Source organism: Kosakonia sp. SMBL-WEM22, from assembly GCF_014490785.1.
Taxonomy (GTDB): domain Bacteria; phylum Pseudomonadota; class Gammaproteobacteria; order Enterobacterales; family Enterobacteriaceae; genus Kosakonia.
The window spans coordinates 739499-763197 of the sequence record NZ_CP051488.1 but is presented as its reverse complement, the minus strand read 5'-3'; the positions used below and the strand labels follow the sequence as shown (position 1 = coordinate 763197).

Below are 23699 nucleotides of genomic sequence, written 5' to 3'. Positions count from 1 at the left end.
TCAGGCAACCTGCTGATTTTCCTCTTCTGCGCGACGCGCCTCTTCCGCTTCCTGCTCCAGTAGCTGCTTCTCATACACTTTGAAGAAGGGGTAGTAGATGACCGCAGAAATCGCGGCGAGGAGCAGAACCAGCACGGCAGCGCGGAAATCCCAGCCTAATGCCCACGCGGCGCCAATCGGCGCGGGCGCGGTCCACGGCACAACGGAAATCACGCGACCAATCAAATCCATCTTCATCACCGCCCAGGCAACGATCGCATTGAGCGTCGGCGCCAGCAGGAACGGAATGAAAAATACCGGATTCATCACTATGGGCGTGCCGAAAATCACCGGTTCATTGATGTTAAACAGGCTCGGCACAACGCTGAGACGGCCAATCGATCGTAGATGCACCGAGCGGCTGCGCAGATAGCAGAACACCAGCCCCATGGTTGCCCCCGAGCCACCGATCACAATAAAGAAGGTCCAGAACGCCTCCATAAAGATATGTGGCAGTGGCGCGCTTTGTGCCAGCGCGCTCTGGTTGATGCCAAGATTGGTCAGCCAGAACATCTGCAGCATGCCGGAGACAATCGCTGCGCCGTGGATACCAGCAAACCAGAGCAGATGCCCGATGATCACCGCCAGCAGGATTGCAGGCAGGGAGTCTGCTGCTGATACCAGCGGCTTAAACAGCGCCATGATCGCCTGCGGGATCAACATATTGAACTGCGACTGGATCAGCAGGCTGAGCGGATAGAGCGTCAGCACCACGACCAGTACCGGGATCAGTAGATCGAAGGAGTTTTTGATCATCGGCGGTACCTGGTCCGGCAAGCGGATGCCGATATTGTGCGCCTTCAGAAAACGCATCATTTCAACGCAGTAGATTGCCACGAGGATAGCGGTGAAGATCCCGGTGCCGCCCAGGCTGTCCACCGGCAGCGTGCCGCTGGTTTTCGGCGCGGCGACGAGTAAAAACGCCATCAGCGATAGCATCGCGCACATAAAGGGATCAAGCTGATATGTCTTCGCGTAGTGCTTGCCAAGGTTATAGGCGATAGCGGCGCAAATATAGATCGACATGATCCCCATGGTCATATCAAACGGAGTGAGGATCCGCCCTTCATACTGCTTCGCCAGATCCAGCCAGCCGCGGGCAAAGCCCCATGTGGTATCCGGCGAAAAAGGCGGGTAAGCAAACACCAGTAAAAACGAACCGACGATCATGAAGGGCATCGCGGAAATAAAGCCGTCGCGAATGGCCATAACATGGCGCTGAGAAGAGATACGCCCGGCTATCGGGCTGACGTAGTTTTCAATAAACCGAAAGATAAGGTTAAACGCAGCATGGTTAGCAGACATCGTCGATCTCCTGTCAGAGTTGCAAGGTAATGGCAACAGCAGCAGTGCAGCCGTGCCGCGATCGGTTTCGGATGGTTAAAACCATGGCGCCAGGCAAACTAGCATTACAACTGAGTAGGATAGTTTTCATAGGAGGCTCTTTTTATTTTTGGGTCAGGGGGAGTGACAAAATGAGTATTAACCTGCCCCGAGAACACTGCAACTGGTTCATGTAACCGGTTTCCGCGATTGTGAAGGGGATCGAGAAACGTAATGTAAGAGGATTGTTATGGCGGATTATTTACAGAGATAACTCGCTTGTGACAGATTAGCTGCGGTCTTTTGCAGGAGAACATCATGAGTTTGCAGTCCGTGCGGCAATTCTTTGCCGATAACGCCCCCGATATCGATATTATTGAACTCAGTCAAAGTACGGCGACCGTTGCGCTGGCTGCGGCGGCCCATCGCGTCGAGCCGGGACAGATCGCCAAAACGCTGTCGCTGAAGGTGAAAAACGAGGTCATTCTGGTTGTCGCCAAAGGCGACGCGAGGCTTGATAATAAAAAACTGAAGAATACCTTTGGTGCCAAAGCGCGGATGCTTAGCAGTGATGAAGTGGTCACCATTACCGGCCATCCAGTCGGTGGCGTCTGCCCTTTTGGACTGGAAACCCCGCTGGCTGTCTATTGCGATATCTCGCTAAAGCAATATCCGGAAGTGTTACCGGCGGCGGGCGCTATACATAGCGCGGTTCGTATCTCGCCGGAACGCATGGCGGAGCTGACTTCCGCAAAGTGGATTGATGTTTGCCTGTAAAGTTGCTGCGCCAGGCCCGGTCCTGGCGCTTACGCGCAATGTTACAAGCGCTACATCAGCTCTGATGCCGCCCGGGCAGTGGGCGGAATCCAGGTCAGAATATCCGCGGCATCAAGTAAACCAACATCGGATGTCACGCCCAATTTTGTCATGGCATTAAATTTGTGCGCGCGGATGGTTTTCACATTGCGGTCCAGCTGCGAGGCGATCTCTGCAACAGAAAAGCCGCGCGTCATATAGTGCAAAATCTCCCTTTCGGTTGGGCTTAGCATACGAAACTGGTTGACGTAGCCATGGTTAATCATGTTTTCGTTAACCCGCCGGGTTTCGCCAAGCAGCGTGATGAGTTGCTCAAGCAGCATTGGCAGCTCTGATGATTTACTTAAAATGCCGTGCAGGCGCGACGGCGAAAGATGCCCCACCAGCCGCGCTTCTCTGTCATCTCCCGCAAGCACAATGCGTTGCACGCCCGGCCAGGAGAGAGAGAGCAGATGCAGACACATCAGGCATTCGCGGCGCTCCTTCCGCTGACCAAAAAGCGAATAGATGACCGAGAAATAGGCGGACTTTTTTAATGCCTGCCGAAAGGCAATATGATCCTTAAAAAAATGAAAAGAGTAGTTTGCAAAAATGGGCTCGCTGAATAAACTCTGCAACCCTTCCCGACTCATCATGCATTTCTCAATGACGGCTACATGTCCCGCTTGGCTAATGTTTTCCATTCATTATGGTCTCCATATGCTGATCCCAAATTCAGCTCTTTCATACCCTGATGGCTATTAATCCATGTGTATAAGTCTGCATTACTGCGCAGCGATAAACGTCGCATTGCGCTATTTTTCTGGGCGCTGACGGTTTTGTTACTTTTTTTGAGCAACATGGCGATTTGGTTTATCCCCCACCCTTTTCCCAGAAGGCGTAACACTTTACGTTCCGAAAAGGTGAGTAATCTTCGCGGCGCCGGCGTCTCTGCGCAGTGCTGCCTTACCGCAGAAAGTAGCGTCGGGCTCACTTTAAAAGCGTTTTCTTCTCCACCACGGACTGCACTAATCACGCTGTCTATTGGCTCAATATCGGCGAGAAGCATGCTTTGCGGTTGGATTAAAAAGTCCACCGCATCAGGATAAAATTCCGGAGAAATAAAGAAGAGCCAGCGCGTTTTATCGCATTGCGAGATTAATGTGTAATAGTGTTCACAGCGTTGCTGCACAGCCCGCCCGCCACCAGAGAAATCAACGATAACCAAACTGCTATCCGCCAACTGCGGTAGCGTGACCTCCTCTATACTCGCGTAATGCGTTACCGGATAATCAGGAAAATGATGCTCTAATATGCTGCCAATACCGACCCTTAGTACGGGAGCCTGGCTAATAATAATCCCGTGGTTGCCGCCTGGTGATAGCATAAAAACCTCCGCTTCCATTTGCGCTTTCTATCAATCCTCGTTATGAGTATTTACTCAATCGGTACCAATAATGCGTAAATTAGCAATAATGTTCCGAACCAGCCGTTATAAGAATTGTTGGAATTTATGATTAGCAATTTAATATAAATATTAAAAATCATAATATTGCCAACGTGCGTGACAACATAGCACAATGACTCTTCAAATACTTAGTGCCTTATTAAAAATAAAATAATTAAAAGGAAACAATCAGATTATATATAACTAATAAAAGATCGATAATTTTAACGAATATTTAAGCCAGCGTTCAGAGTAGGAACATTAACTCTTACCAGGTTTATCCGTAATATATCGTCGCCGTTTATATGTCCTTTTGATAAAACTCCTAGAAATATTGACTCGGTAAATACAAAGAGAAAAATTATTATCAAAATTTATCGCACACTTCTTGATCTGCATTAGCGCCAGCCTGTCCTGCTCCTGTGCTAAAAAGAGGTGTTCCGTTCCCCCTTTGCGAGCAGCATGACGAGATAATCAGGGTAAGCATGCAAACAGATCACTCAACGCAGCGAACCATTACGCGCTTGTGTATTCAGTGCGGCCTTTTTTTATTACAGCACGGCGCAGAGAGTGCGCTGGTGGAGGAGCTTTCGACCCGTTTGGGGAGAGCGCTCGGCATGGATAGCGTAGAGAGCTTGATCTCCTCAAATGCCATTGTGTTAACCACCATTAAAGATGGCCACTGTCTGACCTCGACGCGCAAAAGTAGCGATCGCGGCATCAATATGCATGTGGTGACGGAGGTGCAGCATATTGTGATCCTCGCCGAGCATAAGCTGCTGGATCTCCATGATGTTGAGAAGCGCTTCGCCCAGGTTAAACCTCTGCGCTATCCGCGCTGGCTGGTAACGCTGATGGTCGGGCTCTCCTGCGCCTGTTTCTGCAAGCTCAATCGCGGCGGCTGGGATGGTGCGTTTATCACCTTTTGCGCCAGCAGCGTTGCGATGTATGTCCGCCTGCTGTTAGCAGGCAGGCATATGCACCCGCAAATCAACTTCTGTATTACCGCTTTTGTCGCCACCACAATTTCCGGGGTGATGCTAACCCTGCCCGCATTTTTGCACGCGTCAACAGTGGCGATGGCCGCAAGTGTGCTGCTGCTGGTGCCGGGTTTTCCGCTTATCAACTCTGTCGCGGATATGTTTAAAGGGCATATTAATACCGGGCTGGCGCGCTGGGCGATTGCCAGCCTGTTAACGCTCGCGACCTGTATCGGTGTGGTGATGGCGATGACACTCTGGGGGCTGCGCGGATGGATATAATTTCGTTCTTCTACGCACTGGCACAAGATATGCTCCTGGCCGCTATTCCGGCGGTCGGTTTTGCAATGGTGTTTAACGTCCCTCACCGCGCGCTGTGCTGGTGCGCGCTACTTGGCGCAATTGGCCACGGCTCGCGCTTTGCCATGATGCAGTGGGGATTTAATATCGAGTGGTCAACGTTTGTCGCCTCAATGCTGGTCGGCTGTATTGGGATCCGTTGGTCGCGCTGGTATCTGGCGCACCCCAAGGTTTTTACGGTGGCAGCGGTCATTCCCATGTTTCCAGGTATCTCAGCCTACACAGCGATGATCTCGGCGGTGAAAATCAGCCACGTTGGCTACAGTGAAGCATTAATGATCCTGCTGTTGACCAACTTTCTGAAGGCCTGCTCAATCGTTGGTGCGTTGTCGATAGGTTTATCGCTGCCGGGATTGTGGATCTACCGCAGACGCCCGCGTGTTTAAGTCGCCTAAAAATATCTTGCAATTAAATCGCACACTACCTATATTTAAAAACATGAAGAAAAACTCAACATCCACCGCGACCGGGCAGCTCGCGTTAGATAACCAGTTTTGTTTTGCACTCTACTCAACAAACCTGGCGCTGCATAAGCTTTATCGGCAATTGTTAACGCCGATGAACCTGACCTATCCGCAGTATCTGGTCATGCTGGTGCTTTGGGAGAAAGATGATATTACCGTGTCGGAGATTGGCGAGCGTCTGTTCCTCGACTCCGCCACGCTGACGCCGCTGTTAAAGCGCCTGCAGAGCGCCGGGCTGATCGATCGACAGCGCTCGCGCCATGATGAACGCCAGGTGGTCATCACCCTGAGCGAAAGTGGCCGCGAACTGCAGCAGCAGGCAAAAACCATCCCGGAAGCGATACGCTGCGCGGTGGCCTGCGATGATGCGACGCTGAATGACGTCAAAAAGCAGCTGGAGCAGTTCCGCCAACAGTTTCACCAGGCATAAATTCCCTTACAGGGATTTATGTCAACAAATAAATCGCACGCTATTTTATAGCAAACACTCAAGATAATAAGGAACCTGTCATGTCTTTAGAAAAAGTGGTTTACACTGCCAAAGCCAAAGCAACCGGAGGCCGTGACGGCCGCGCAACCTCTTCTGACGGCGTTCTCGACGTCAAACTGGGTGTGCCGAAAGAGATGGGCGGCGCAGGCGGTGAAGTGACCAACCCGGAGCAGCTGTTTGCCGCTGGCTACTCTGCCTGCTTCCTTGGCGCGATGAAGTTCGTGGCTGGCCGCGACAAGATCAGCATGCCGAAAGAGGCCTTTATCGAAGGTGAAGTGGGTATCGGCCCGTTGCCGACCGGTTTTGGTATTGAAGCCAAACTGAACATTCACCTGCCGGGGATGGACGCTGACGAAGCGAAAAAACTGGTCGACGCCGCGCACATCGTCTGCCCTTACTCCAATGCTACCCGTGGCAATATCGACGTTACGCTGAACATCATCGCGTAATGCATTTATTAGCCAGCATTTTTAGGAAATAACAAAGCCGGGGTAACCCGGCTTTTTTCATGCTGTGCTCCCCTTTCCACGCGCTGTGGTACTATGTGCCTTTCTGTCGGCGGCCTCTACTGCGCTCGCCACTCTTTCTGTCGTTACCCTGTTTGAGAACGTGTTATGTCTTCCAGAATCCTGACGTCGAATGTTATCGGCATTGATGAATTTATGCGCGATAACGCCGCGATACTGGCGCGCGCGGAAGGCGGTACCGTCGCCGTATTTGCAAATAACAGCCCCGCATTTTACGCACTCACCGCCGAGCGCCTTGAACAGCTGCTGGCGCTGGAAGCGCAGCTGTCGCGCCCGGCAAGCGACGTGTCGCTTGATGCGCAATTCTATGATGAGCCCACCACCGCACCGGTGAGCGTCCCAATGGGCAAATTCGCTATGTATCCAGGCTGGCAGCCGGATACCGATTTCCAGCGCCTTGCCGCGCTCTGGGGCATCGCGCTCACGCAACCGCCCACGCCGGAAGAGCTGGCCTCTTTTGTCGCCTACTGGCAGGCGGAGGGCAAAGTCTTCCATCACGTGCAGTGGCAGCAGAAGCTGGCGCGCAGCCTGCAAATCGGGCGCAGTAGCCAGAGCGGCGCGGCGAAGCGCGATATCAACACGCTCTCTGAACCGGATAACCACATTCCACCTGGCTTTCGAGGTTAGCGATGAAAAACGTTGGCGAATTGATGAAGCGGCTGCAAAAGATGATCCCGGCTCACGTCGAACCGGCGTTCAAAAACAGCGAAGAGTTGATGGCCTGGCAAAAGCAGCAGGGCGAACTGCGTTCAGCGGCGCTGGAGCGTGAAAACCGCGCCATGAAGATGCAGCGCACCTTTAACCGGTCCGGCATCCGTCCTCTGCATCAAAACTGCTCCTTTGATAATTATCGCGTCGAGACGGAAGGCCAGATGCGCGCCCTCAGCCAGGCGCGGCAATATGTCGAAGAGTTTGACGGCAACATCGCCAGCTTTATCTTCTCCGGCAAACCGGGTACCGGTAAAAATCATCTTGCCGCAGCCATCTGCAACGAACTGCTGCTGCGCGGTAAGTCAGTGCTGATTATCACCGTGGCGGACATCATGTCGGCGATGAAAGAGACCTTCGGCAACCGTGAAAGCAGCGAAGAGCAGTTGCTGAATGATTTAAGCAGCGTTGACCTGCTGGTGATTGACGAGATTGGTATGCAGACCGAGTCACGTTACGAAAAAGTGATCATCAATCAGATTGTTGACCGCCGCTCTTCATCGAAACGCCCGACCGGCATGCTAACCAACAGCAATATGGACGAAATGAATAAGCTACTCGGCGAGCGCGTAATGGATCGCATGCGGCTCGGCAACAGTTTGTGGGTCATCTTTAACTGGGACAGCTACCGCAGCCGCGTCACCGGTAAAGAGTACTAAAACCATCCCCTTCAACGCCGCGTTCTCCCCAACGCGGCGTTTTTACCCCTTTCTTGCTGTGCGATAGCGATCACCTTTCCCGCTTTCTAAACCAATTCTGAATCAACCGCCGATAAGATGACACTACAATTGCAGGTGCGTGACATCGTCATTAAATTATGCTTCCTGTTACAAATATTCATGGCCAGTAATATCTGGCACTTTTGAGGAATAACGGTTGTCCGGATTGCTCTCTCTTCTCCTGTTTATCGCCTCGGTGGCGATTTATGCTCTGAAAGCAGGCCGCAATACGTGGTGGTTTAGCGCCACATTGCTGGTATTAGGCCTATTTGTTCTATTAAACATCACCCTTTATGCCAGCAACTACTTTACCGGCGACGGCATTAACGATGCGGTGATCTACACCCTGACTAACAGCCTGACCGGTGCGGGTATCGGCAAATATCTCCTGCCCGGCGCAGGCTTAGTGCTGGCGCTGGTCGCGGTGTTTTGCGCCCTCGGCTGGGTGCTGCGCCGTCGCCGCCATATGCCCCACCATTTCGGTTACAGCCTGCTAGCGCTGGCGCTGGCCTTAGGCTCGGTAGATGCCAGCCCGGCGTTTCGCCAGATAACGGAGTTAGTGAAGTCGCAAACCCGCGAAAGCGATCCCGATTTTGCTGCCTGGTACAAAGTGCCCGCAAAGCAGATCCCTAACCCACAGCTGAACCTGGTCTATATCTACGGCGAAAGCCTGGAGCGCACCTACTTTAATGAGGATACTTTTCCCGGACTGACGCCGGAGCTTGGCGCGCTGAAAGCGAAAAGCCTCGACTTTAGCCATACCGAACAGCTGCCCGGCACCGATTACACCATCGCTGGCATGGTCTCCTCGCAGTGCGGTATTCCGCTCTTCGCGCCGTTCGAAGGCAATGCCTCCGCCTCGGTCTCCAGCTTTTTTCCGCAAAACCTCTGCCTCGGCGATATCCTGAAAAACTCCGGCTATGAGAACCACTTTATCCAGGGGGCGAATCTGCGTTTTGCCGGTAAAGATGTGTTCCTGAAATCCCACGGTTTTGACCATCTGATTGGCGCCGAGGAGCTGAAAAACCAGGTTGCCGATCCCCGTTATCGCAACGACTGGGGTTTCTACGACGATACGGTGCTGGATACCGTCTGGCAGCAGTATGAATCCCTCTCACGCGCCGGGAAGCGCTTCTCCCTGTTTGCGCTGACGGTGGACACCCACCACCCGGACGGCTTTATCTCCCGCGGCTGCGACCGTAAAAGCTACCGTTATGATGACAAAGTGAACCAATCTTTCAGCGCAGTGACCTGCAGCCAGCAAAATATCGCCAGATTGATTAACCGGATCAAAGCGTCGCCGTGGTTTAAAAATACGGTCATTGTGGTCTCTTCCGATCATCTGGCGATGAACAACAGCGCCTGGAAGTACCTGAACAAGCAGGATCGCAGCAATCTTTTCTTCATACTGCGCGGTGACCAGCCGCAGCAAGATCTCTCCGGCGTCAAACGCAGCACGCTGGATAATGGCGCAACCGTGCTTGATATTCTCGGCGGCGACAACTTCCTCGGCCTCGGTCGTAGTAGCCTCTCTGGCCAGTCCCTCTCCGCCGTCTTTCTGAACATGAAGCAGAAAGTGCTGGCATGGAAGCCGGACATTATTCGCCTGTGGAACTTCCCCAAAGAGATGAAGGATTTCACCATCAACGGGGAAAAACAGACGATTACCTTTTCCGGCAGCCAGTTCCGTCTGCCGCTGCTGGTGCGCGTCTCGGAGAAAATCGAGCCGTTGCCGGAGAGCGAATACTCCGCGCCGCTGCGTTTCCAGCTGGCGGATTTCGCCCCGCGTGACAACTTTGTCTGGGTCGATCGCTGCTACAAAATGGCGCGTCTCTGGGCACCTGAGCTGGCGCTCTCAACCGACTGGTGCGTCTCGCAGGGTCAGTTGGGCGGCGAACAGCAGGTGCAGCGCGTAGATAAATCGCAGTGGCAGGGCAAAACGGCGTTTAAGCAGACGGTTATCGATACCGCCCGCTACCAGAAGAGCGTCGATACGCTGAAGATCCTGGATGATGACATTCGCTATAAAGCCGACAGCTTTATCTTTAATGTCGCGGGCGCGCCGGAAGAGGTGAATAAGTTTAACGGCATCTCACGCCCGGAGACCTGGGGGCGCTGGTCAAATGCGCAGCTTGGCAAAGAGGTGACCATTGAGTATCAGCAGCCGTTGCCGCCACAGTTCGATCTGGTGATTACCGCGAAAGCATTTGGTGATAACGCCAATCGCCCAATTCCGGTACGTGTCGGCAGTGAAGAACAGATGCTGACGCTCGGCCATGAGGTGAGCACCACCACGCTGCATTTCACCAATAGCGCGGGCAGTAACAAGCTGGTAATTGTGCCGCCGGATCCGCAGTCGACCAACGAAGGGAATATCCTCGGTCATGCGCCGCGTCAGCTGGGGATTGGTCTGGTAGAGATAAAAGTGGTGAAACGCGAAGGGTAAAAGCGCGCCCTGCAGAGCAGGGCGCTGCGGGAACTTAGAAGGTTTCCCAGTTTTCGCCAGAGGTGGTCGCGACCGCTTTACGCGGCACTACTGCTGGCGAGGCCTTGATACCACCAGCTGTTTTCGCAGCAGCGCGCTGCTCGTTCATCAGGCGGAAGACGGCAACCGCTTCCGTCAGACGGCTGGCCTGCTCTTCCAGCGCAGCCGCCGCCGCAGCTGACTCTTCCACCAGCGAGGCGTTCTGCTGTGTGACGCGATCCATCTCGGCAACGGCAAGGCCAACCTGGTCGATACCACGGCTCTGCTCATCAGAAGCAGAGGCGATTTCGCCCATGATATCGGTCACGCGGGTAACGGCGTTAACGATCTCATCCATCGTTTCACCGGCGCTCTCAACCAGCGTGGAACCCACTTCAACGCGTCCAACAGAGTCTTCAATCAGGCTCTTAATTTCACGCGCCGCCTGGGCACTGCGCTGGGCAAGGTTACGTACTTCCCCGGCAACCACGGCAAAACCACGGCCCTGTTCACCAGCACGCGCTGCTTCCACCGCGGCGTTGAGCGCCAGAATATTGGTCTGGAAGGCAATACCGTCAATCACGCTAATAATGTCAGCGATTTTCTGCGAACTGGAGGTAATATCGCGCATAGTCTGCACCACATTATCCACCACTTTGCCGCCTTTCTGCGCCGTTTCCGACGCGCTCAGCGCGAGGTTACTCGCCTGACGGGCATTTTCGGCGTTCTGTTTCACCGTCGCGGTCAGCTCTTCCATGCTGGCAGCGGTCTCTTCCAGAGAAGCAGCCTGCTGTTCAGTACGTGAAGAGAGATCGTTATTACCGACGGAGATTTCGCTGGCACCGCTGTAGATCGCGTTGGCGCCATTACGCACGTCGCTAACGGTGCGCACCAGTTCACCCTGCATATGGCGCAGGCTGTCAGCCAGCACGCCCATTTCGTTAGAGCCCTGCACTTCAATGCGCTGGCCCAGATCGCCACCGGCGATATGACGAATATTATCGATCAGATGGTTCAGCGGTGCGATCAGCGCACGTTTGATACCGATCCACACGGCGATAATCACCAGCAGCACGACCAGCAGCACGCTGATAATGATCCAGATGGCAGACCCGTAGGAGCTCTCACTGTCAGCCACGGCGGCGTCGTACAGACGATCGTTCTGCTGTAAGTAGGAGACATACTGCTTCTCGAAGCCATCCTGGTAGCTCTGCGTCGGCTGATCGAAGAACTCATTGATCTTGCCCGCGCCCAGCAACTGGATCAGTTCTGACAACGCATTGTGGTAGATATCGTAATTACGCTTAATCTCCGCCGCCGCCTCTTCGCTCTGACGTGGATCGCGCGGCAATGCCTGGTAGGCATTCCAGTTCACTTCCGCCTGCTTTAACGAAGTGCTGGCAATCTGCATCAGTTCCGGAACGGTCGCGCCGCTGCCGATATTGTTCTGATCCATCATGTAGCGGATACCCGCGCGGTTCAGGGTATTACGGGTCTGCAGCAGCGCAACCCAGCTGCCGTTAAGCGTGGATTGTTGCTGTCGAATGGTTTGAAGGACGGTGAAGTTTTCTTTGTCTTGCTTTAGCGAGTTGAAGAACAATCCGCCGGAGGTGAGTTGTAAAAGGCCAAATAATCCCAGTACCAGTAACAAGCTGGTAACGATTTTGATGCGCGTTAACATATCATTCTCTTTCCTTATAGATAGTAAGTAGATTTTCGGCCTGGCAGGGAAAAACTTTATGGGGAAATGCACTATTTTGTAGGGATATTAATAGCGGCATAAGCTTGTTACGGTGCCTATCCAGCGACTTTCTGCAGCTATCTTTCGTGATCTCGCTTACATAATCTCTCGGAATAGTTAGAGTGTAAAACCTCTTACTCCCGCTTCACTACCGCTTGGCGCGCTTATATAACCGCTCGGCAAAATAGCCCCCTTTCGCGCGCGTGATTTGCCATCATGGCTGCAGCATTTGTCCTGTTTAACACCACACGCTCCTCTTCCCTATTTCTGATAAAAACCAGGTCTGCTATGGATACAAAAAAACGCTTTAAGCACATTCCGTGGGTCATCCTTGGAATAATCGGTGCTTTTTGTCTGTCGGTCGTCGCGTTACGCCGGGGTGAGCATGTCAGCGCCCTGTGGATCGTGGTCGCCTCCGTCTCTGTTTATCTTGTTGCTTATCGCTACTACAGCCTCTACATCGCCCAGAAGGTGATGAAACTCGATCCGACCCGCGCTACGCCGGCGGTGATCAATAACGACGGTCTTAACTACGTGCCGACCAACCGCTATGTGCTGTTTGGTCACCACTTTGCCGCTATCGCCGGTGCCGGTCCGCTGGTTGGCCCGGTGCTCGCCGCGCAGATGGGTTACCTGCCCGGCACGCTCTGGCTACTGGCCGGTGTGGTGCTGGCGGGTGCCGTGCAGGACTTTATGGTGCTGTTTATCTCCTCACGCCGTAACGGTGCATCGCTGGGCGAGATGGTGAAAGAGGAGATGGGCCGCGTGCCGGGCACCATCGCCCTCTTCGGCTGCTTCCTAATCATGATTATCATTCTGGCGGTGCTGGCGCTGATCGTGGTGAAAGCGCTGGCAGAGAGCCCGTGGGGCGTCTTTACCGTCTGCTCAACGGTGCCAATCGCACTGTTTATGGGCATCTATATGCGCTTCCTGCGCCCGGGCCGCGTCGGCGAAGTGTCGGTGATCGGCATTGTGCTGCTGGTGGCGTCAATCTGGATGGGCGGCGTTATCGCGCAAGATCCTTACTGGGGCCCGGCGCTGACCTTTAAAGATACCACCATCACCTTTGCGCTGATTGGCTATGCCTTTATCTCAGCTCTGCTGCCGGTGTGGCTGATCCTCGCCCCGCGCGACTACCTGGCAACGTTCCTGAAAATCGGCGTGATTGTCGGCCTGGCGCTGGGAATTGTGATCCTCAACCCGGAACTGAAGATGCCTGCGGTAACGCAGTATATCGACGGCACCGGCCCGCTGTGGAAAGGCGCGCTCTTCCCCTTCCTGTTTATTACCATCGCCTGCGGCGCGGTCTCCGGCTTCCATGCGCTGATCGCCTCCGGTACCACGCCGAAACTGCTGGCCAATGAGACCGACGCGCGCTTTATCGGGTATGGCGCGATGCTGATGGAGTCCTTTGTGGCGGTGATGGCGCTGGTGGCAGCCTCCATTATCGAACCGGGCCTCTATTTCGCCATGAACACACCGCCTGCGGGTCTCGGCATCACCATGCCAAACCTGCATGAACTGGGCACCGAGCATGCGCCGATGATTATGGCGCAGCTGCAGGATGTCACCGCGCACGCCGCGGCAACGGTCAGCTCCTGGGGCTTTGTGATTTCGCCGGAGCAGATCCTGCAAACCGCGAAAGATATCGGTGAACCCTCCGTGCTGAACCGCGCGGGCGGCGCGCCGACGCTGGCTGTCGGTATTGCCCACGTGTTCCACAAAATCATTCCGATGGCGGATATGGGTTTCTGGTATCACTTCGGCATTCTGTTTGAAGCGCTCTTTATTTTGACCGCGCTGGATGCGGGCACCCGCGCAGGCCGCTTTATGCTGCAGGACCTGCTGGGTAACTTCGTGCCGTTCCTGAAGAAAACCGACTCGCTGGTCGCCGGTGTGGTGGGGACTGCCGGTTGCGTTGGCCTGTGGGGTTATCTGCTCTATCAGGGCGTGGTCGATCCATTAGGCGGTGTGAAGAGCCTGTGGCCGCTGTTCGGTATCTCTAACCAGATGCTGGCCGCCGTTGCCCTGCTGCTCGGCACGGTGATCCTGGTGAAGATGCAGCGCACCAAATATATCTGGGTAACGGTCATTCCGGCCACCTGGCTGCTGATCTGCACCACCTGGGCGCTCGGCCTGAAGCTCTTTAGCAGCAACCCGCAACTGGAAGGCTTCCTCTATATGGCGAACCAGTACAAGGCGAAGATTGCCGCGGGCGACAGCGAACTGAGCGCAGAGCAGATTGCCAACATGAACCATATCGTGGTGAACAACTACACCAACGCCGGGTTAAGCATTCTGTTCCTCGTGGTGGTTTACAGCATCATCTTCTACGGCATCAAAACGTGGCTCCAGGTACGCAATAACACCACGCGTACCGATAAAGAGACGCCGTATGTGCCGGTGCCGGAAGGCGGCGTTAAAACCTCTTCGTACCATTAATCTCAACCCTGTGCCGGAGCGGGCGTGCCCCGCTCCGGCTTTATCAATATCTGGATGCGCGAATGTTTGGTAACTTAGGCCAGGCTAAAAAGTACCTCGGGCAGGCGGCAAAAATGCTGATTGGTATTCCAGACTATGACAACTATGTTGATCATATGAAAACCAACCATCCCGATACGCCCTATATGACCTACGAAGCGTTTTTCCGCGAGCGTCAACAGGCGCGTTACGGCGGCGATGGCAAAGGCGGCGTCCGCTGTTGTTAAAGGAGAGTCCATGACACCTGTTGCAGTTACCCTGCTGACCGGCTTTCTCGGTGCCGGCAAAACCACCCTCTTGCGCCACATCCTCAATGCACAACACGGCTATCAGATTGCGGTTATCGAAAATGAGTTCGGCGAGGTCTCCGTTGACGATCAGCTGATTGGCGATCGCGCCACGCAGATCAAAACCCTGACCAATGGCTGCATCTGCTGTAGCCGCTCGAATGAGCTGGAAGATGCGCTGTTGGATCTGCTCGACGGGCTTGATCGCGGCGAACTCCACTTTGATCGGTTGGTGATCGAGTGTACCGGCATGGCCGATCCCGGCCCGATCATTCAGACCTTCTTCTCCCATGAGATCCTCTGCCAACGCTACCTGCTCGACGGCGTGATCGCGCTGGTCGATGCAGTGCATGCCGATGAACAGATGAACCAGTTTACGCTGGCGCAATCGCAGGTCGGTTACGCGGATCGTATTCTGCTAACTAAGACCGATGTCGCGCCGGATAACGCGCCGCTGCGCGAACGGCTGGCCCGCATCAATGCCCGCGCGCCAATCTACACCGTGACCCACGGCGATATCGACCTCGCGCTGCTGTTTAATACCAGCGGTTTTATGCTCGAAGAGAACGTGGTCGCCGCCAAACCGCGCTTCCACTTTATGGCTGATAAGCAGAACGATATCAGCTCCATTGTGGTGGAGCTCGACTACCCGGTAGATATCAGCGAGGTATCGCGGGTGATGGAAAACTTGCTGCTGAGCTTTGCGGAGAAGCTGCTGCGCTACAAAGGGATGCTGTGGATCGATGGCGAGCCGAACCGCCTGCTCTTTCAGGGTGTGCAGCGCCTCTACAGCGCCGACTGGGATCGCCCGTGGGGCGCCGAAACGCCGCACAGTACGCTGGTGTTTATCGGCGTGCAGTTGCCGGAAGAGGAGATCAGAGCGGCGTTTGCCGGGCTGAAAAAGTAACTGCCTGATGGCGCTGCGCTTATCAGGCCTACAAAAACACACCGGCACATACGTAGGCCAGATAGGGCAACGCCGCCATCCGGCAAAAACCGAATGGCGGCTCACCCGTAGGCCGGATAAGCGCAAGCGCCATCCGGCAAGCGATGCCAACTCAGGCTACTGACGCACCACCACCAGCTTCTGGTTCACAAACTCTTTGATCCCCAGATCCGACAACTCACGACCAAAGCCCGAGCGTTTCACCCCGCCAAACGGCAGTTCCGCTGCGGTATCGGTCAGCCAGTTGATGTAAACCATCCCGGTTTCAATCCGCGAGGCCAGCGCTTTCGCCCGCTCAATATCGCGGCTGAAGATCGCTCCGCCGAGGCCATAATGGGAGTCGTTTGCCAGGCGTACCGCCTCTTCATCGTCCTGCACCACATAAATCTGCGCCACCGGGCCGAAGAACTCTTCGAAGTACGCCGGGTTATCGCGGGTAATATGGGTCAGAATGGTCGGCTCAAAGAAGTTACCGTCACTCTTCGCCGGCTTACCGCCGAAGTGAAGTTTCGCCCCTTTTTGCACCGCTTCACTCACCTGTTTGCTAAGGGTTTCCAGCGCATCTTTTGACGACAGCGGCCCAAGCGTAGTGCTCTCATCAAGCGGGTCGCCCATCTTCACCTGCTGGAAAGCGTCGGTGAACTGGCGCAGGAACTGATCGGCTACCTTCTGGTGCACGATAAAGCGTTTCGCCGCGGTACAAACCTGCCCGGCGTTAGCCAGACGCGCCTGTACGCCAGTTTTCACCGCCTTCTCGAGATCGGCGTCGTCGAGCACGATAAAGACATCGTTACCACCCAGTTCGAGGGTCGATTTTTTAATGTGCTTCGCCGCCTGCGAGGCGACCGCGCTACCCGCTTTTTCCGAACCGGTCAGGGCTGCGCCCTGCACGCGCGGGTCAGCGATAATCGCTGAGACTTGATCGGAAGAGATAAACAGGTTGGTCCATGCCCCTTCCGGTGCGCCCGCTTCACGCACCAGATGGGCGAAGGCTTCGGCGCAGTGCGGCACGATGCTGGCGTGCTTACAGATGACCGGGTTACCGGCAGCCAGGTTCGGGGCCAGCACGCGAATGAGCTGATAATACGGGAAGTTCCACGGCTCGACTGCCATGATGATGCCGATCGGATGGTGCTCAACCCAGGCATCGCCCAGCTCGGTGTCATATTTCACCGGGGCGAGGAACTTTTTCGCGTTGTCCGCATAGTAACGGGCGATCTGCGCACAGATCTGCACCTCGCTGCGGCTCTGGGCAATCAGTTTCCCCATCTCCTGGGTGGCGATTTTTGCCAGCTCCTCCTGATGGCTCTCCAGCAGGTCAGCCAGTTTATGCAGTACCGGCAGCCGCTGGTCGATGCTCCCTTTTGCCCACTCGGAGTGGTAAAGGGCGTCAGCCTGGCGCAACGTCGCCTCTATATCGGCATCGCTGTGGTTCGGATACGCTTTGATCAGCTGATTATTGAAAGGATTCACTGTCTGGTAAGCCATATGGGTCTCCTTAATTTACCGCTTAGGGTAATAAGGGTAGTAAAACGTCGGGAGACCTGAAGTAAAGTTGAGTATATCCGGAGTGTTCTTATGTTTCATTTAACGTGATATTTTTGCCAACCTGAAGATAAAACACAAAAAAAACATTTAAAATTAACATGTTAAATAATTAATCAGATAACAAAACCTTATTTAACCATGAACTACATCTGGATAAGTAAATAAACGATCCCACCTGTTACTTTTTGCTCAATTAAAACTTGATTAACGACGCTTTATTTCCATCGCGCCTGCATCCGCTATGCTTAATACCACACAAATAACAGGAGGAAATATGCAGCAGAGCGTTCGCGGGATCGATCATATTGGTATTACCGTACCGGATATAAAAGCCGCCACCCGTTTTCTTACCGCGGCATTAGGCGCGGAGCTGATTTACCAGTCCGTGGCACCAGACGATGAGGATATTGATAGCGAGGCGCAGCAAAAGACGCTGCGGCTGGTGCCGGGTACGGTGATCAAAGCGGTGAGCATGCTCAAGCTGCAACACGGGCCGGGTATTGAGCTGTTTGAAATGCAGGGGCCTTCCCAGCGCGAACCGCTGCGGGCGAACGACTTTGGCCTGCAACACTTTGCGGTCTATGTCGACAATATCGATGCCGCGCTGAAACAGTTTGCCGATGCGGGCGGCGAGATCTTTACCGCACCGCAGCCGCTGGGCTTCCCAACCGAGAAGGGCGACGGCAACTGCTTTTGCTATGGCCGCACGCCGTGGGGCAGCATCGTCGAATTTATCACTTACCCGACACCAATGCCCTACGAGCACGACACGCCGCTGCGCCGCTGGAAGCCGTGACAATTTGCCGGCGCAGGCTTTTAATACGCCTACCCAAAGTGGCGGCTTCTGCACAATGCGTTTCACGATCCCTGACGCGCTGTGTTATACCGGAAAACCGCCCCGGACCGAGGTGATGAATGGCAGTGACTCGCGATATCACACAAAGTTTTTTCCGCTCCCCGGCGCTGCCCGGCATGGAGCTACGCAGCACCCACACCAGCACGCAGGCCTATAAGCGCCACCGCCACGCGGAGCTCTCCATCGGCGCGATTATTGAGGGCCAGACCCGCTGCGTCTGCCACCAGCAGGAATACCTGCTGCGGCCAGGCGATCTGATTATTATCCCGGCCCTGACGCCGCACAGCTGCAACCCGCTCGCCGGGCAACCGCGCAGTTATCATATGCTCTATCTGGCTGATGAAAACCGCGCCCAGCAGGTGATTCGTGACCCGCAATTGTTCGAACACTTTCTGCATATCGTCGCGCTGATCGAGAGCAATCAGACGCAGCCATTACCAGGTGCTATCCAGACTCTGCTCGCCGCACTGCCAAATGTGTCTGGCGATGAACCACTCCGCGCGGTCAGCGAGCAGGTGCAGATGGCGTTGCAAGAGAATTTGCAGCAGCCGCCGACGCTGGATGCGCTGGCCCACGCCTTTTCGCTGCGCAAAGAGACGCTGATCCGCACCTTCAAGCGCGACACCGGCTTAACCCCCGGCAGCTTTCTTAACCTCGTCCGCGTCGAGTTTGCCAAAAGCCGTCTGCGCGCCGGGGATAAACTGGCGGATGTCGGCTACCAGAGCGGTTTTGCCGATCAGAGCCACTTTCATAAAACCTTTGTCAGCTACACCGCCGCCACACCGCGCCAGTACGCGCTCGGATCAATATCAGACAATAAATAGCGCCGCGCAGCGGCTATGGTGACCGCACTCTTTTATGCGAGGTCACTATGGATATCTTTCCCGCCGCGTTTCCCGCCCTGGCGCTGGCACACTTTGTCGCGCTGCTCAGCCCCGGCCCGGACTTTTTCCTGCTGATAGGTTACGCCATCCGTTACCGCCTGCGCGGTAGCGCCGGATTGTGCATCGGCGTCGCTTTCGGCAACGCGCTCTATATTCTGCTGGTGATTATCGGGGCCAGCGCACTGCGCCACTTCAGCGGGCTGTTTACCGCCATCGAACTGCTCGGCGCGCTATATCTGCTGTGGATTGGCTCACACCTGGTGCGCAGCCGCCCGCAAACACTGGCGCTGGATGAGACGCAGCAGCGCTGCCCCGGCATCGGTAAACAGTTTTTACTTGGCCTCGGCTCGGCGCTGCTCAACCCGAAAAACGCCCTCTTCTACCTTGCGCTGATGACCGCCCTGCTCGGCCCGGATGTGACGCTGCTGCAACAATCGGTCAGCGGTGTGTGGATGGTGATGGTAGTGCTGCTGTGGGATTTAGCGCTGGTCAGCCTGATTGGCCTGCCTGCGCTGCAACGGCGTCTGAGCCGCAGCATCTGCTGGATAGAGCGCATCGCCGGCGTAGTGCTGATGGTGTTTGGCGGGTGGATTGTGTGGACACTGCTGTGCAATCTACTTATCTATTAACCCTTTGCATGAACTCACCGTTGAGTTCTATGCTTATCAGATGGAAAAATTAGCTGAACTGAAGCGAGCCAAACGACTGGCGCTGTCGCTGCTGCTGGTCGCTGCCGCGGTATTTGTTACCACTCTCTTTCTGCCGCCGAACTTCTGGGTGAGCGGGGTCAAGGCCATTGCCGAAGCGGCGATGGTCGGCGCGCTGGCCGACTGGTTTGCGGTGGTGGCGCTGTTTCGCCGCGTACCACTGCCGTTTATCTCCCGCCATACGGCGATCATTCCGCGCAATAAAGACCGGATTGGCGACAATCTTGGGCAGTTCGTGCAGGAGAAGTTTCTTGATACCCAATCACTGGTAGCGCTAATCCAGCGGCATCAGCCCGCGCAGATGATCGGCGTCTGGTTCAGCCAGCCGGAGAACGCGCAGCGCGTCGGCACGCATCTGTTGCAAGTGATGAGCGGCTTTCTCGAGATGACCGATGACAGCCGTATTCAGCGGCTGATCCGCCGGGCAGTGCATAAAGCGATCGATAAAGTCGATTTAACGCAAACCAGCGCCCTGATGCTGGAGAGCCTGACGCGTAACAACCGCCACCAGAAGTTGCTGGACACGTTAATTACTCAACTGATTGCGCTGTTGCAGCGGGAAAGTACGCGCACCTTTATCGCCCGCCAGGTGGTGCACTGGCTGGAGACCGACCATCCGTTGAAGGCGAAAGTGCTGCCGAAAGAGTGGCTGGGGGAGCAGAGCGCGGCGCTGGTCTCCGATGCCGTCAACTCACTGCTGGATGATATCAATGCCGATCGCACACACCAGATCCGCCAGGCGTTCGATCGCGCGACGATGAAACTGATCGCCAACCTGAAAAGCGATCCGGAGATGGCGGAGCGGGCGGAAAACATCAAAGAGTATCTGAAGAATGATGAGGCGTTTAACCGCTACGTCGGCGAGATGTGGGGCGATCTGCGCAACTGGATGAAAGCTGATATGCAGTCCGAGGATTCAAAAATGCAAAAGCGCATCAGTGAAGCCGGGCTGTGGTTTGGCGAAACGCTGCTGGCAGACGGCGCGCTACGCACCTCGCTTAACGAGCACCTCGAACAGGCGGCCCATCGCGTGGCACCAGAGTTTTCAGCTTTCCTGACGCGCCATATTAGCGACACGGTGAAGAGCTGGGATGCGCGGGATATGTCTTACCAGGTGGAGCTGAATATCGGCAAGGATCTGCAATTTATCCGTATTAACGGCACGCTGGTCGGCGGCTGTATCGGCCTGATTTTGTACCTCTTGTCGCAGATTCCGGCGCTCTTAAACCTCTCTGCCCTCTGAGTTGCCGGATGGCGGCTCACCCCTTATCCGGCCTACAAAAGCGAACCGTAGGCCGGATAAGCGCAGCGCCATTCGGCAATTGGCTATCAGCGTGCGATCTCATTAGTGGCGAGAGGAAAGTTTACAACGCTCCCTTGTCTAAACTCGATGCCAACCACAACGCTTCTGGGCGAATCATCCTGAGTGCGCGATTTGAGAATGTAGTTAACAACAAATTGTCCATTCATTGAAAATGAATAAAACGAGGGGGGAATACACAGCTTTTCATCGCGCACTTTCAGTTGCGGTAAAAAGGTATATTTTCTCTCTTGCACGGGTGTCTCACGGGGATTTATCGCGATAAAGCTCGGCTGAAAATCCCTTGCATTTGGAACCACGAAGCAGACGTTATCACCCTCTTTCAGTACGGTTGTAGTTTCATCCGCCTTCAGGCGATCGCCCTGTCCAGGACAGCCTGTCAACGCGATGGAGCCTGCGACAATAAGCAGCAAGCATGGGCTTTTATTGGTAATCAGTTCCATGAGGATCCCCGCACCCGTAAAACAACGCTTTATAACTGACTTCTGCTCACTCCTCAATCACAAACCGTGTCGCTTCAAAGCGGTTCAAAATCAGGTGCACCAGATAGACCATCGTCAGCGTCGCCACCAGCGAGACGGTAACGGAGACAATGCGGTACAGGTCGCTGAACACCAGGTCGGTGTCCGGGTGCAGATTCTGGCCAAACATAATGCCGATGGTGGTGACGCTGGCGAAACCGACGCCTGCGCCCACCTTCTCCATCACATGCAGCCGCGCGCTAAAGGCCAGCCCCAGGCCGATCAGTGGCATCATCAACAGCATATGGCTGCTGTGGTTATAGAGGATCAGCTGTACCAGCAGGATATAGAGACACGCCAGCACCACGCCGACTACGCGCCATAAGGAGCTCAGCACCGACCCGCGATAGTGCATCGGAAAGAGGATCAAAATTCCCGCCATCAATGCTGAGAGCGAATCGCTCAAATCGCTCATCTGGAAGACAACAAAAATCATCGTCGCCACAGTGCCGGAGAGCAGTGATTCGTGGCGCACCCGGGCGGCGTTTTTCTCAATCAGCGGTGGGCGGGTGCGCGGCTCAACGTCCGGCAGCAGAAAGTGCATCAGCGCACTGAGGGCGACGGCCATAATACTGGCCTCAATATTGGAAAAGAGCAGCGTATGCCAGTCGCTCGACGGGTAGCTCATAAAATTGAGCATCGTGCTCTGGCACACCACGCCGGTAGAGCCAAAGAGAAACAGCGGGCCTTTGCTCATAAAGCGAAAACGCATCACATAGAGCCCAAACACTACCAGCGTCATGATCACCGGCCACTGCATCAGATAGCCGATGATAAACACCATTTCGATGCAGTTAATCACCGCGCTGAACACAAACTGTTTGGCGACGTGGCGGTTAAAGACCGGCACCAGCGACAGCAGCATCACCGGGTAGATCACATAGAAAACGCCATACTGGGTGTTGTAAAAGCTCGACACGCTCAAGGCGATCATCCCGGCAAAAACAATGCGCAGCGTCTGGCGAAAATCATTCGCCGTGTAGACGATGTTGCCGTGCGGCGTAAAGACGCGGGCCAGCGTGTTAATAGACATAGTGCAGCAGGCTTACCAGGCGGATTTGCAGCCCGGAGAAGAAGCGGGCGAAGATCCCTTCGCTGTTATAGAGCTGCACCGTGGCACGCGCGCCGGTCGGCAACTCTTTTGGCAGCGGCTCATCCAGCGCTACATGGATACGCATACGCTGCGCATCGCGCACCCAGCGGTTTGAAGTTTCCGGCTCCGACAGTTGACCGTTTACCGCCTCCTGCCCGGCGAGGGTGCCCGCATCGCTGCTGGTGACATGGGCGTGAAATACCTGGCCTGGCAACGCATCAAACACCACCGCCGCATCGGTGCCAACATGCGTATGGCGCAGGCTCTTTTCACGAAAATCGGCGACGATATCGCTCTTCTCATGCACCAGCGCCAGCGACGCGCCGCCCGCCTGGGCATAAAAACCGGGGCTAAGTTGCAGGTTGCTGACCGTGCCGTCCGCTTCGGCGCGCACCTGCGTCCAGCCGAGGTTCAGCTGCGCCTGTTGCAGCGCATTGCGGTATTTTTGCAGCGTGACGTTATGCGCCTCATCTCGTTCACCGCGCTGAATACGCAGCGCTTCGATGCTGGCGTTAAGATTCGTCACCGTCTGCTCGCTCCCCTGCCAGGTGGTGCGCACGTTATCGAGATCGGACTGCGAGACACTCTGCATTTTGCCGAGGCGCTGATAGCGCTCAAAGCTGACGCGATTATTCTGCGCCGTTAGCTGCGCCGTTTTCAGGCTCGCCTGCGCGGCAGCGATCTGCGCATCGAGCTGTTGATTGGTCAGACGCGCCTGCGCCAGCGCAATCTCCGCGGCTTCGACCTGGTTTTCAAAGGGAGTGGCGTCGAGTCGGTAGAGCAGATCGCCGCGCTTTACCCGGCTGTTGTTCTGCACGTAAACCTCAGAAACATAGCCAGAGACGCGGGCGGAAACCGGGGTTACCACGCGCATCACGGTGGAGTCCGGCGTCAGCGGGATCCAGATATCGGCGACAATAAAATAGACAAACATCAGCAGGAAAGAGGCAATACTGACCCTTACCCAGCGGGCAAATTTTTGTTCAGGCGTCATCATT

23 protein-coding genes are annotated in these 23699 nt (G+C 55.1%); 15 read left to right on the top strand and 8 right to left on the bottom strand.

Going from position 1 to position 23699, the window contains the following annotated elements; all coding sequences use genetic code 11:
• Positions 1-1344 carry a PTS transporter subunit EIIC gene (locus HF650_RS03680; RefSeq protein ID WP_187801228.1) on the bottom strand — a complete coding sequence of 448 codons (1344 nt, stop codon included), beginning with the start codon at positions 1342-1344 and terminating at the stop codon, positions 1-3.
• A 336-nt stretch (positions 1345-1680) separates the two neighbouring features.
• On the opposite strand from HF650_RS03680, the gene HF650_RS03675 reads away from it, so the two are divergent.
• Positions 1681-2139 carry a YbaK/EbsC family protein gene (locus tag HF650_RS03675; RefSeq protein WP_187801227.1) on the top strand — a complete coding sequence of 153 codons (459 nt, stop codon included), beginning with the start codon at positions 1681-1683 and terminating at the stop codon, positions 2137-2139.
• 50 nt (positions 2140-2189) lie between these two features.
• Here the strand turns inward: HF650_RS03675 and bglJ are convergent, their stop codons facing one another.
• Positions 2190-2810, bottom strand: coding sequence for a DNA-binding transcriptional activator BglJ (bglJ, locus tag HF650_RS03670; protein ID WP_187802596.1), 621 nt, complete (start codon positions 2808-2810; stop codon positions 2190-2192).
• Positions 2811-2830: 20 nt separating this feature from the next.
• Positions 2831-3544, bottom strand: a complete 714-nt coding sequence (locus HF650_RS03665) for a LuxR C-terminal-related transcriptional regulator (protein WP_187802597.1) — start codon at positions 3542-3544, stop codon at positions 2831-2833.
• Between the two features lie 545 nt (positions 3545-4089).
• On the opposite strand from HF650_RS03665, the gene HF650_RS03660 reads away from it, so the two are divergent.
• From HF650_RS03660 to opgB, 7 genes are all read left to right on the top strand, one after another.
• On the top strand, positions 4090-4866 hold the full coding sequence (locus tag HF650_RS03660; protein WP_187801226.1) for a threonine/serine exporter ThrE family protein: 777 nt from the start codon (positions 4090-4092) through the stop codon (positions 4864-4866).
• Complete coding sequence (locus HF650_RS03655) at positions 4857-5330, top strand: threonine/serine exporter (RefSeq protein WP_187801225.1); 474 nt, start codon at positions 4857-4859, stop codon at positions 5328-5330. The genes HF650_RS03660 and HF650_RS03655 overlap by 10 nt, the downstream gene beginning before the upstream one ends.
• Before the next feature lie 52 nt (positions 5331-5382).
• Positions 5383-5838 (top strand): MarR family transcriptional regulator, encoded by a 456-nt coding sequence (locus HF650_RS03650; RefSeq protein WP_187801224.1) that lies wholly within the window; start codon positions 5383-5385, stop codon positions 5836-5838.
• 80 nt (positions 5839-5918) lie between these two features.
• Complete coding sequence (locus tag HF650_RS03645) at positions 5919-6347, top strand: organic hydroperoxide resistance protein (protein WP_042715761.1); 429 nt, start codon at positions 5919-5921, stop codon at positions 6345-6347.
• Between the two features lie 165 nt (positions 6348-6512).
• Positions 6513-7052, top strand: a complete 540-nt coding sequence (dnaT, locus tag HF650_RS03640; RefSeq protein WP_187801223.1) for a primosomal protein DnaT — start codon at positions 6513-6515, stop codon at positions 7050-7052.
• Between the two features lie 2 nt (positions 7053-7054).
• Positions 7055-7792, top strand: a complete 738-nt coding sequence (gene dnaC / locus HF650_RS03635) for a DNA replication protein DnaC (protein ID WP_023480325.1) — start codon at positions 7055-7057, stop codon at positions 7790-7792.
• Positions 7793-8009: 217 nt separating this feature from the next.
• On the top strand, positions 8010-10298 hold the full coding sequence (opgB, locus tag HF650_RS03630; protein WP_187801222.1) for a phosphatidylglycerol--membrane-oligosaccharide glycerophosphotransferase: 2289 nt from the start codon (positions 8010-8012) through the stop codon (positions 10296-10298).
• A gap of 34 nt (positions 10299-10332) precedes the next feature.
• Here opgB and tsr read toward each other — a convergent pair whose 3' ends face one another.
• On the bottom strand, positions 10333-11997 hold the full coding sequence (tsr, locus tag HF650_RS03625) for a methyl-accepting chemotaxis protein (RefSeq protein ID WP_187801221.1): 1665 nt from the start codon (positions 11995-11997) through the stop codon (positions 10333-10335).
• Between the two features lie 348 nt (positions 11998-12345).
• Between tsr and HF650_RS03620 the strand changes: the two genes are divergently transcribed.
• The 3 genes from HF650_RS03620 to yjiA all read left to right on the top strand — a co-directional run bounded on the left by HF650_RS03620 (position 12346) and on the right by yjiA (position 15732).
• Complete coding sequence (locus HF650_RS03620) at positions 12346-14499, top strand: carbon starvation CstA family protein (RefSeq protein WP_187801220.1); 2154 nt, start codon at positions 12346-12348, stop codon at positions 14497-14499.
• Between the two features lie 62 nt (positions 14500-14561).
• Positions 14562-14765, top strand: a complete 204-nt coding sequence (locus tag HF650_RS03615) for a YbdD/YjiX family protein (protein ID WP_042714577.1) — start codon at positions 14562-14564, stop codon at positions 14763-14765.
• A gap of 10 nt (positions 14766-14775) precedes the next feature.
• Positions 14776-15732: a GTPase gene (gene yjiA / locus HF650_RS03610; RefSeq protein WP_187801219.1), complete on the top strand. Its 957-nt coding sequence runs from the start codon at positions 14776-14778 to the stop codon at positions 15730-15732.
• A gap of 156 nt (positions 15733-15888) precedes the next feature.
• On the opposite strand, the gene HF650_RS03605 is transcribed toward yjiA, so the two are convergent.
• Positions 15889-17259: an NAD-dependent succinate-semialdehyde dehydrogenase gene (locus tag HF650_RS03605; RefSeq protein WP_187801218.1), complete on the bottom strand. Its 1371-nt coding sequence runs from the start codon at positions 17257-17259 to the stop codon at positions 15889-15891.
• A gap of 334 nt (positions 17260-17593) precedes the next feature.
• Here HF650_RS03605 and HF650_RS03600 point away from each other — a divergent pair, with 334 nt between their 5' ends.
• The 4 genes from HF650_RS03600 (at position 17594) to HF650_RS03585 (ending at position 21009) form a co-directional block, all read left to right on the top strand.
• Positions 17594-18115 (top strand): VOC family protein, encoded by a 522-nt coding sequence (locus HF650_RS03600; RefSeq protein ID WP_187801217.1) that lies wholly within the window; start codon positions 17594-17596, stop codon positions 18113-18115.
• Positions 18116-18234: 119 nt separating this feature from the next.
• Complete coding sequence (locus HF650_RS03595) at positions 18235-18999, top strand: AraC family transcriptional regulator (protein WP_187801216.1); 765 nt, start codon at positions 18235-18237, stop codon at positions 18997-18999.
• A gap of 47 nt (positions 19000-19046) precedes the next feature.
• The gene (locus HF650_RS03590; protein WP_187801215.1) at positions 19047-19688 is read left to right on the top strand and encodes a LysE family transporter; all 642 of its coding nucleotides are present in this window, start codon (positions 19047-19049) and stop codon (positions 19686-19688) included.
• Positions 19689-19728: 40 nt separating this feature from the next.
• On the top strand, positions 19729-21009 hold the full coding sequence (locus HF650_RS03585; RefSeq protein WP_187801214.1) for a DUF445 domain-containing protein: 1281 nt from the start codon (positions 19729-19731) through the stop codon (positions 21007-21009).
• An 86-nt stretch (positions 21010-21095) separates the two neighbouring features.
• Here HF650_RS03585 and HF650_RS03580 read toward each other — a convergent pair whose 3' ends face one another.
• The 3 genes from HF650_RS03580 to HF650_RS03570 are packed head-to-tail and all read right to left on the bottom strand — an operon-like array spanning position 21096 to position 23698.
• Positions 21096-21530: a putative T6SS immunity periplasmic lipoprotein gene (locus HF650_RS03580; protein ID WP_187801213.1), complete on the bottom strand. Its 435-nt coding sequence runs from the start codon at positions 21528-21530 to the stop codon at positions 21096-21098.
• 46 nt (positions 21531-21576) lie between these two features.
• A complete protein-coding gene (locus HF650_RS03575; RefSeq protein ID WP_187801212.1) occupies positions 21577-22641 on the bottom strand; it encodes a DUF2955 domain-containing protein in 1065 nt (354 codons plus the stop codon).
• Positions 22631-23698 (bottom strand): HlyD family secretion protein, encoded by a 1068-nt coding sequence (locus HF650_RS03570; RefSeq protein WP_187801211.1) that lies wholly within the window; start codon positions 23696-23698, stop codon positions 22631-22633. The genes HF650_RS03575 and HF650_RS03570 overlap by 11 nt, the downstream gene beginning before the upstream one ends.
• Position 23699 lies beyond the last annotated feature (1 nt).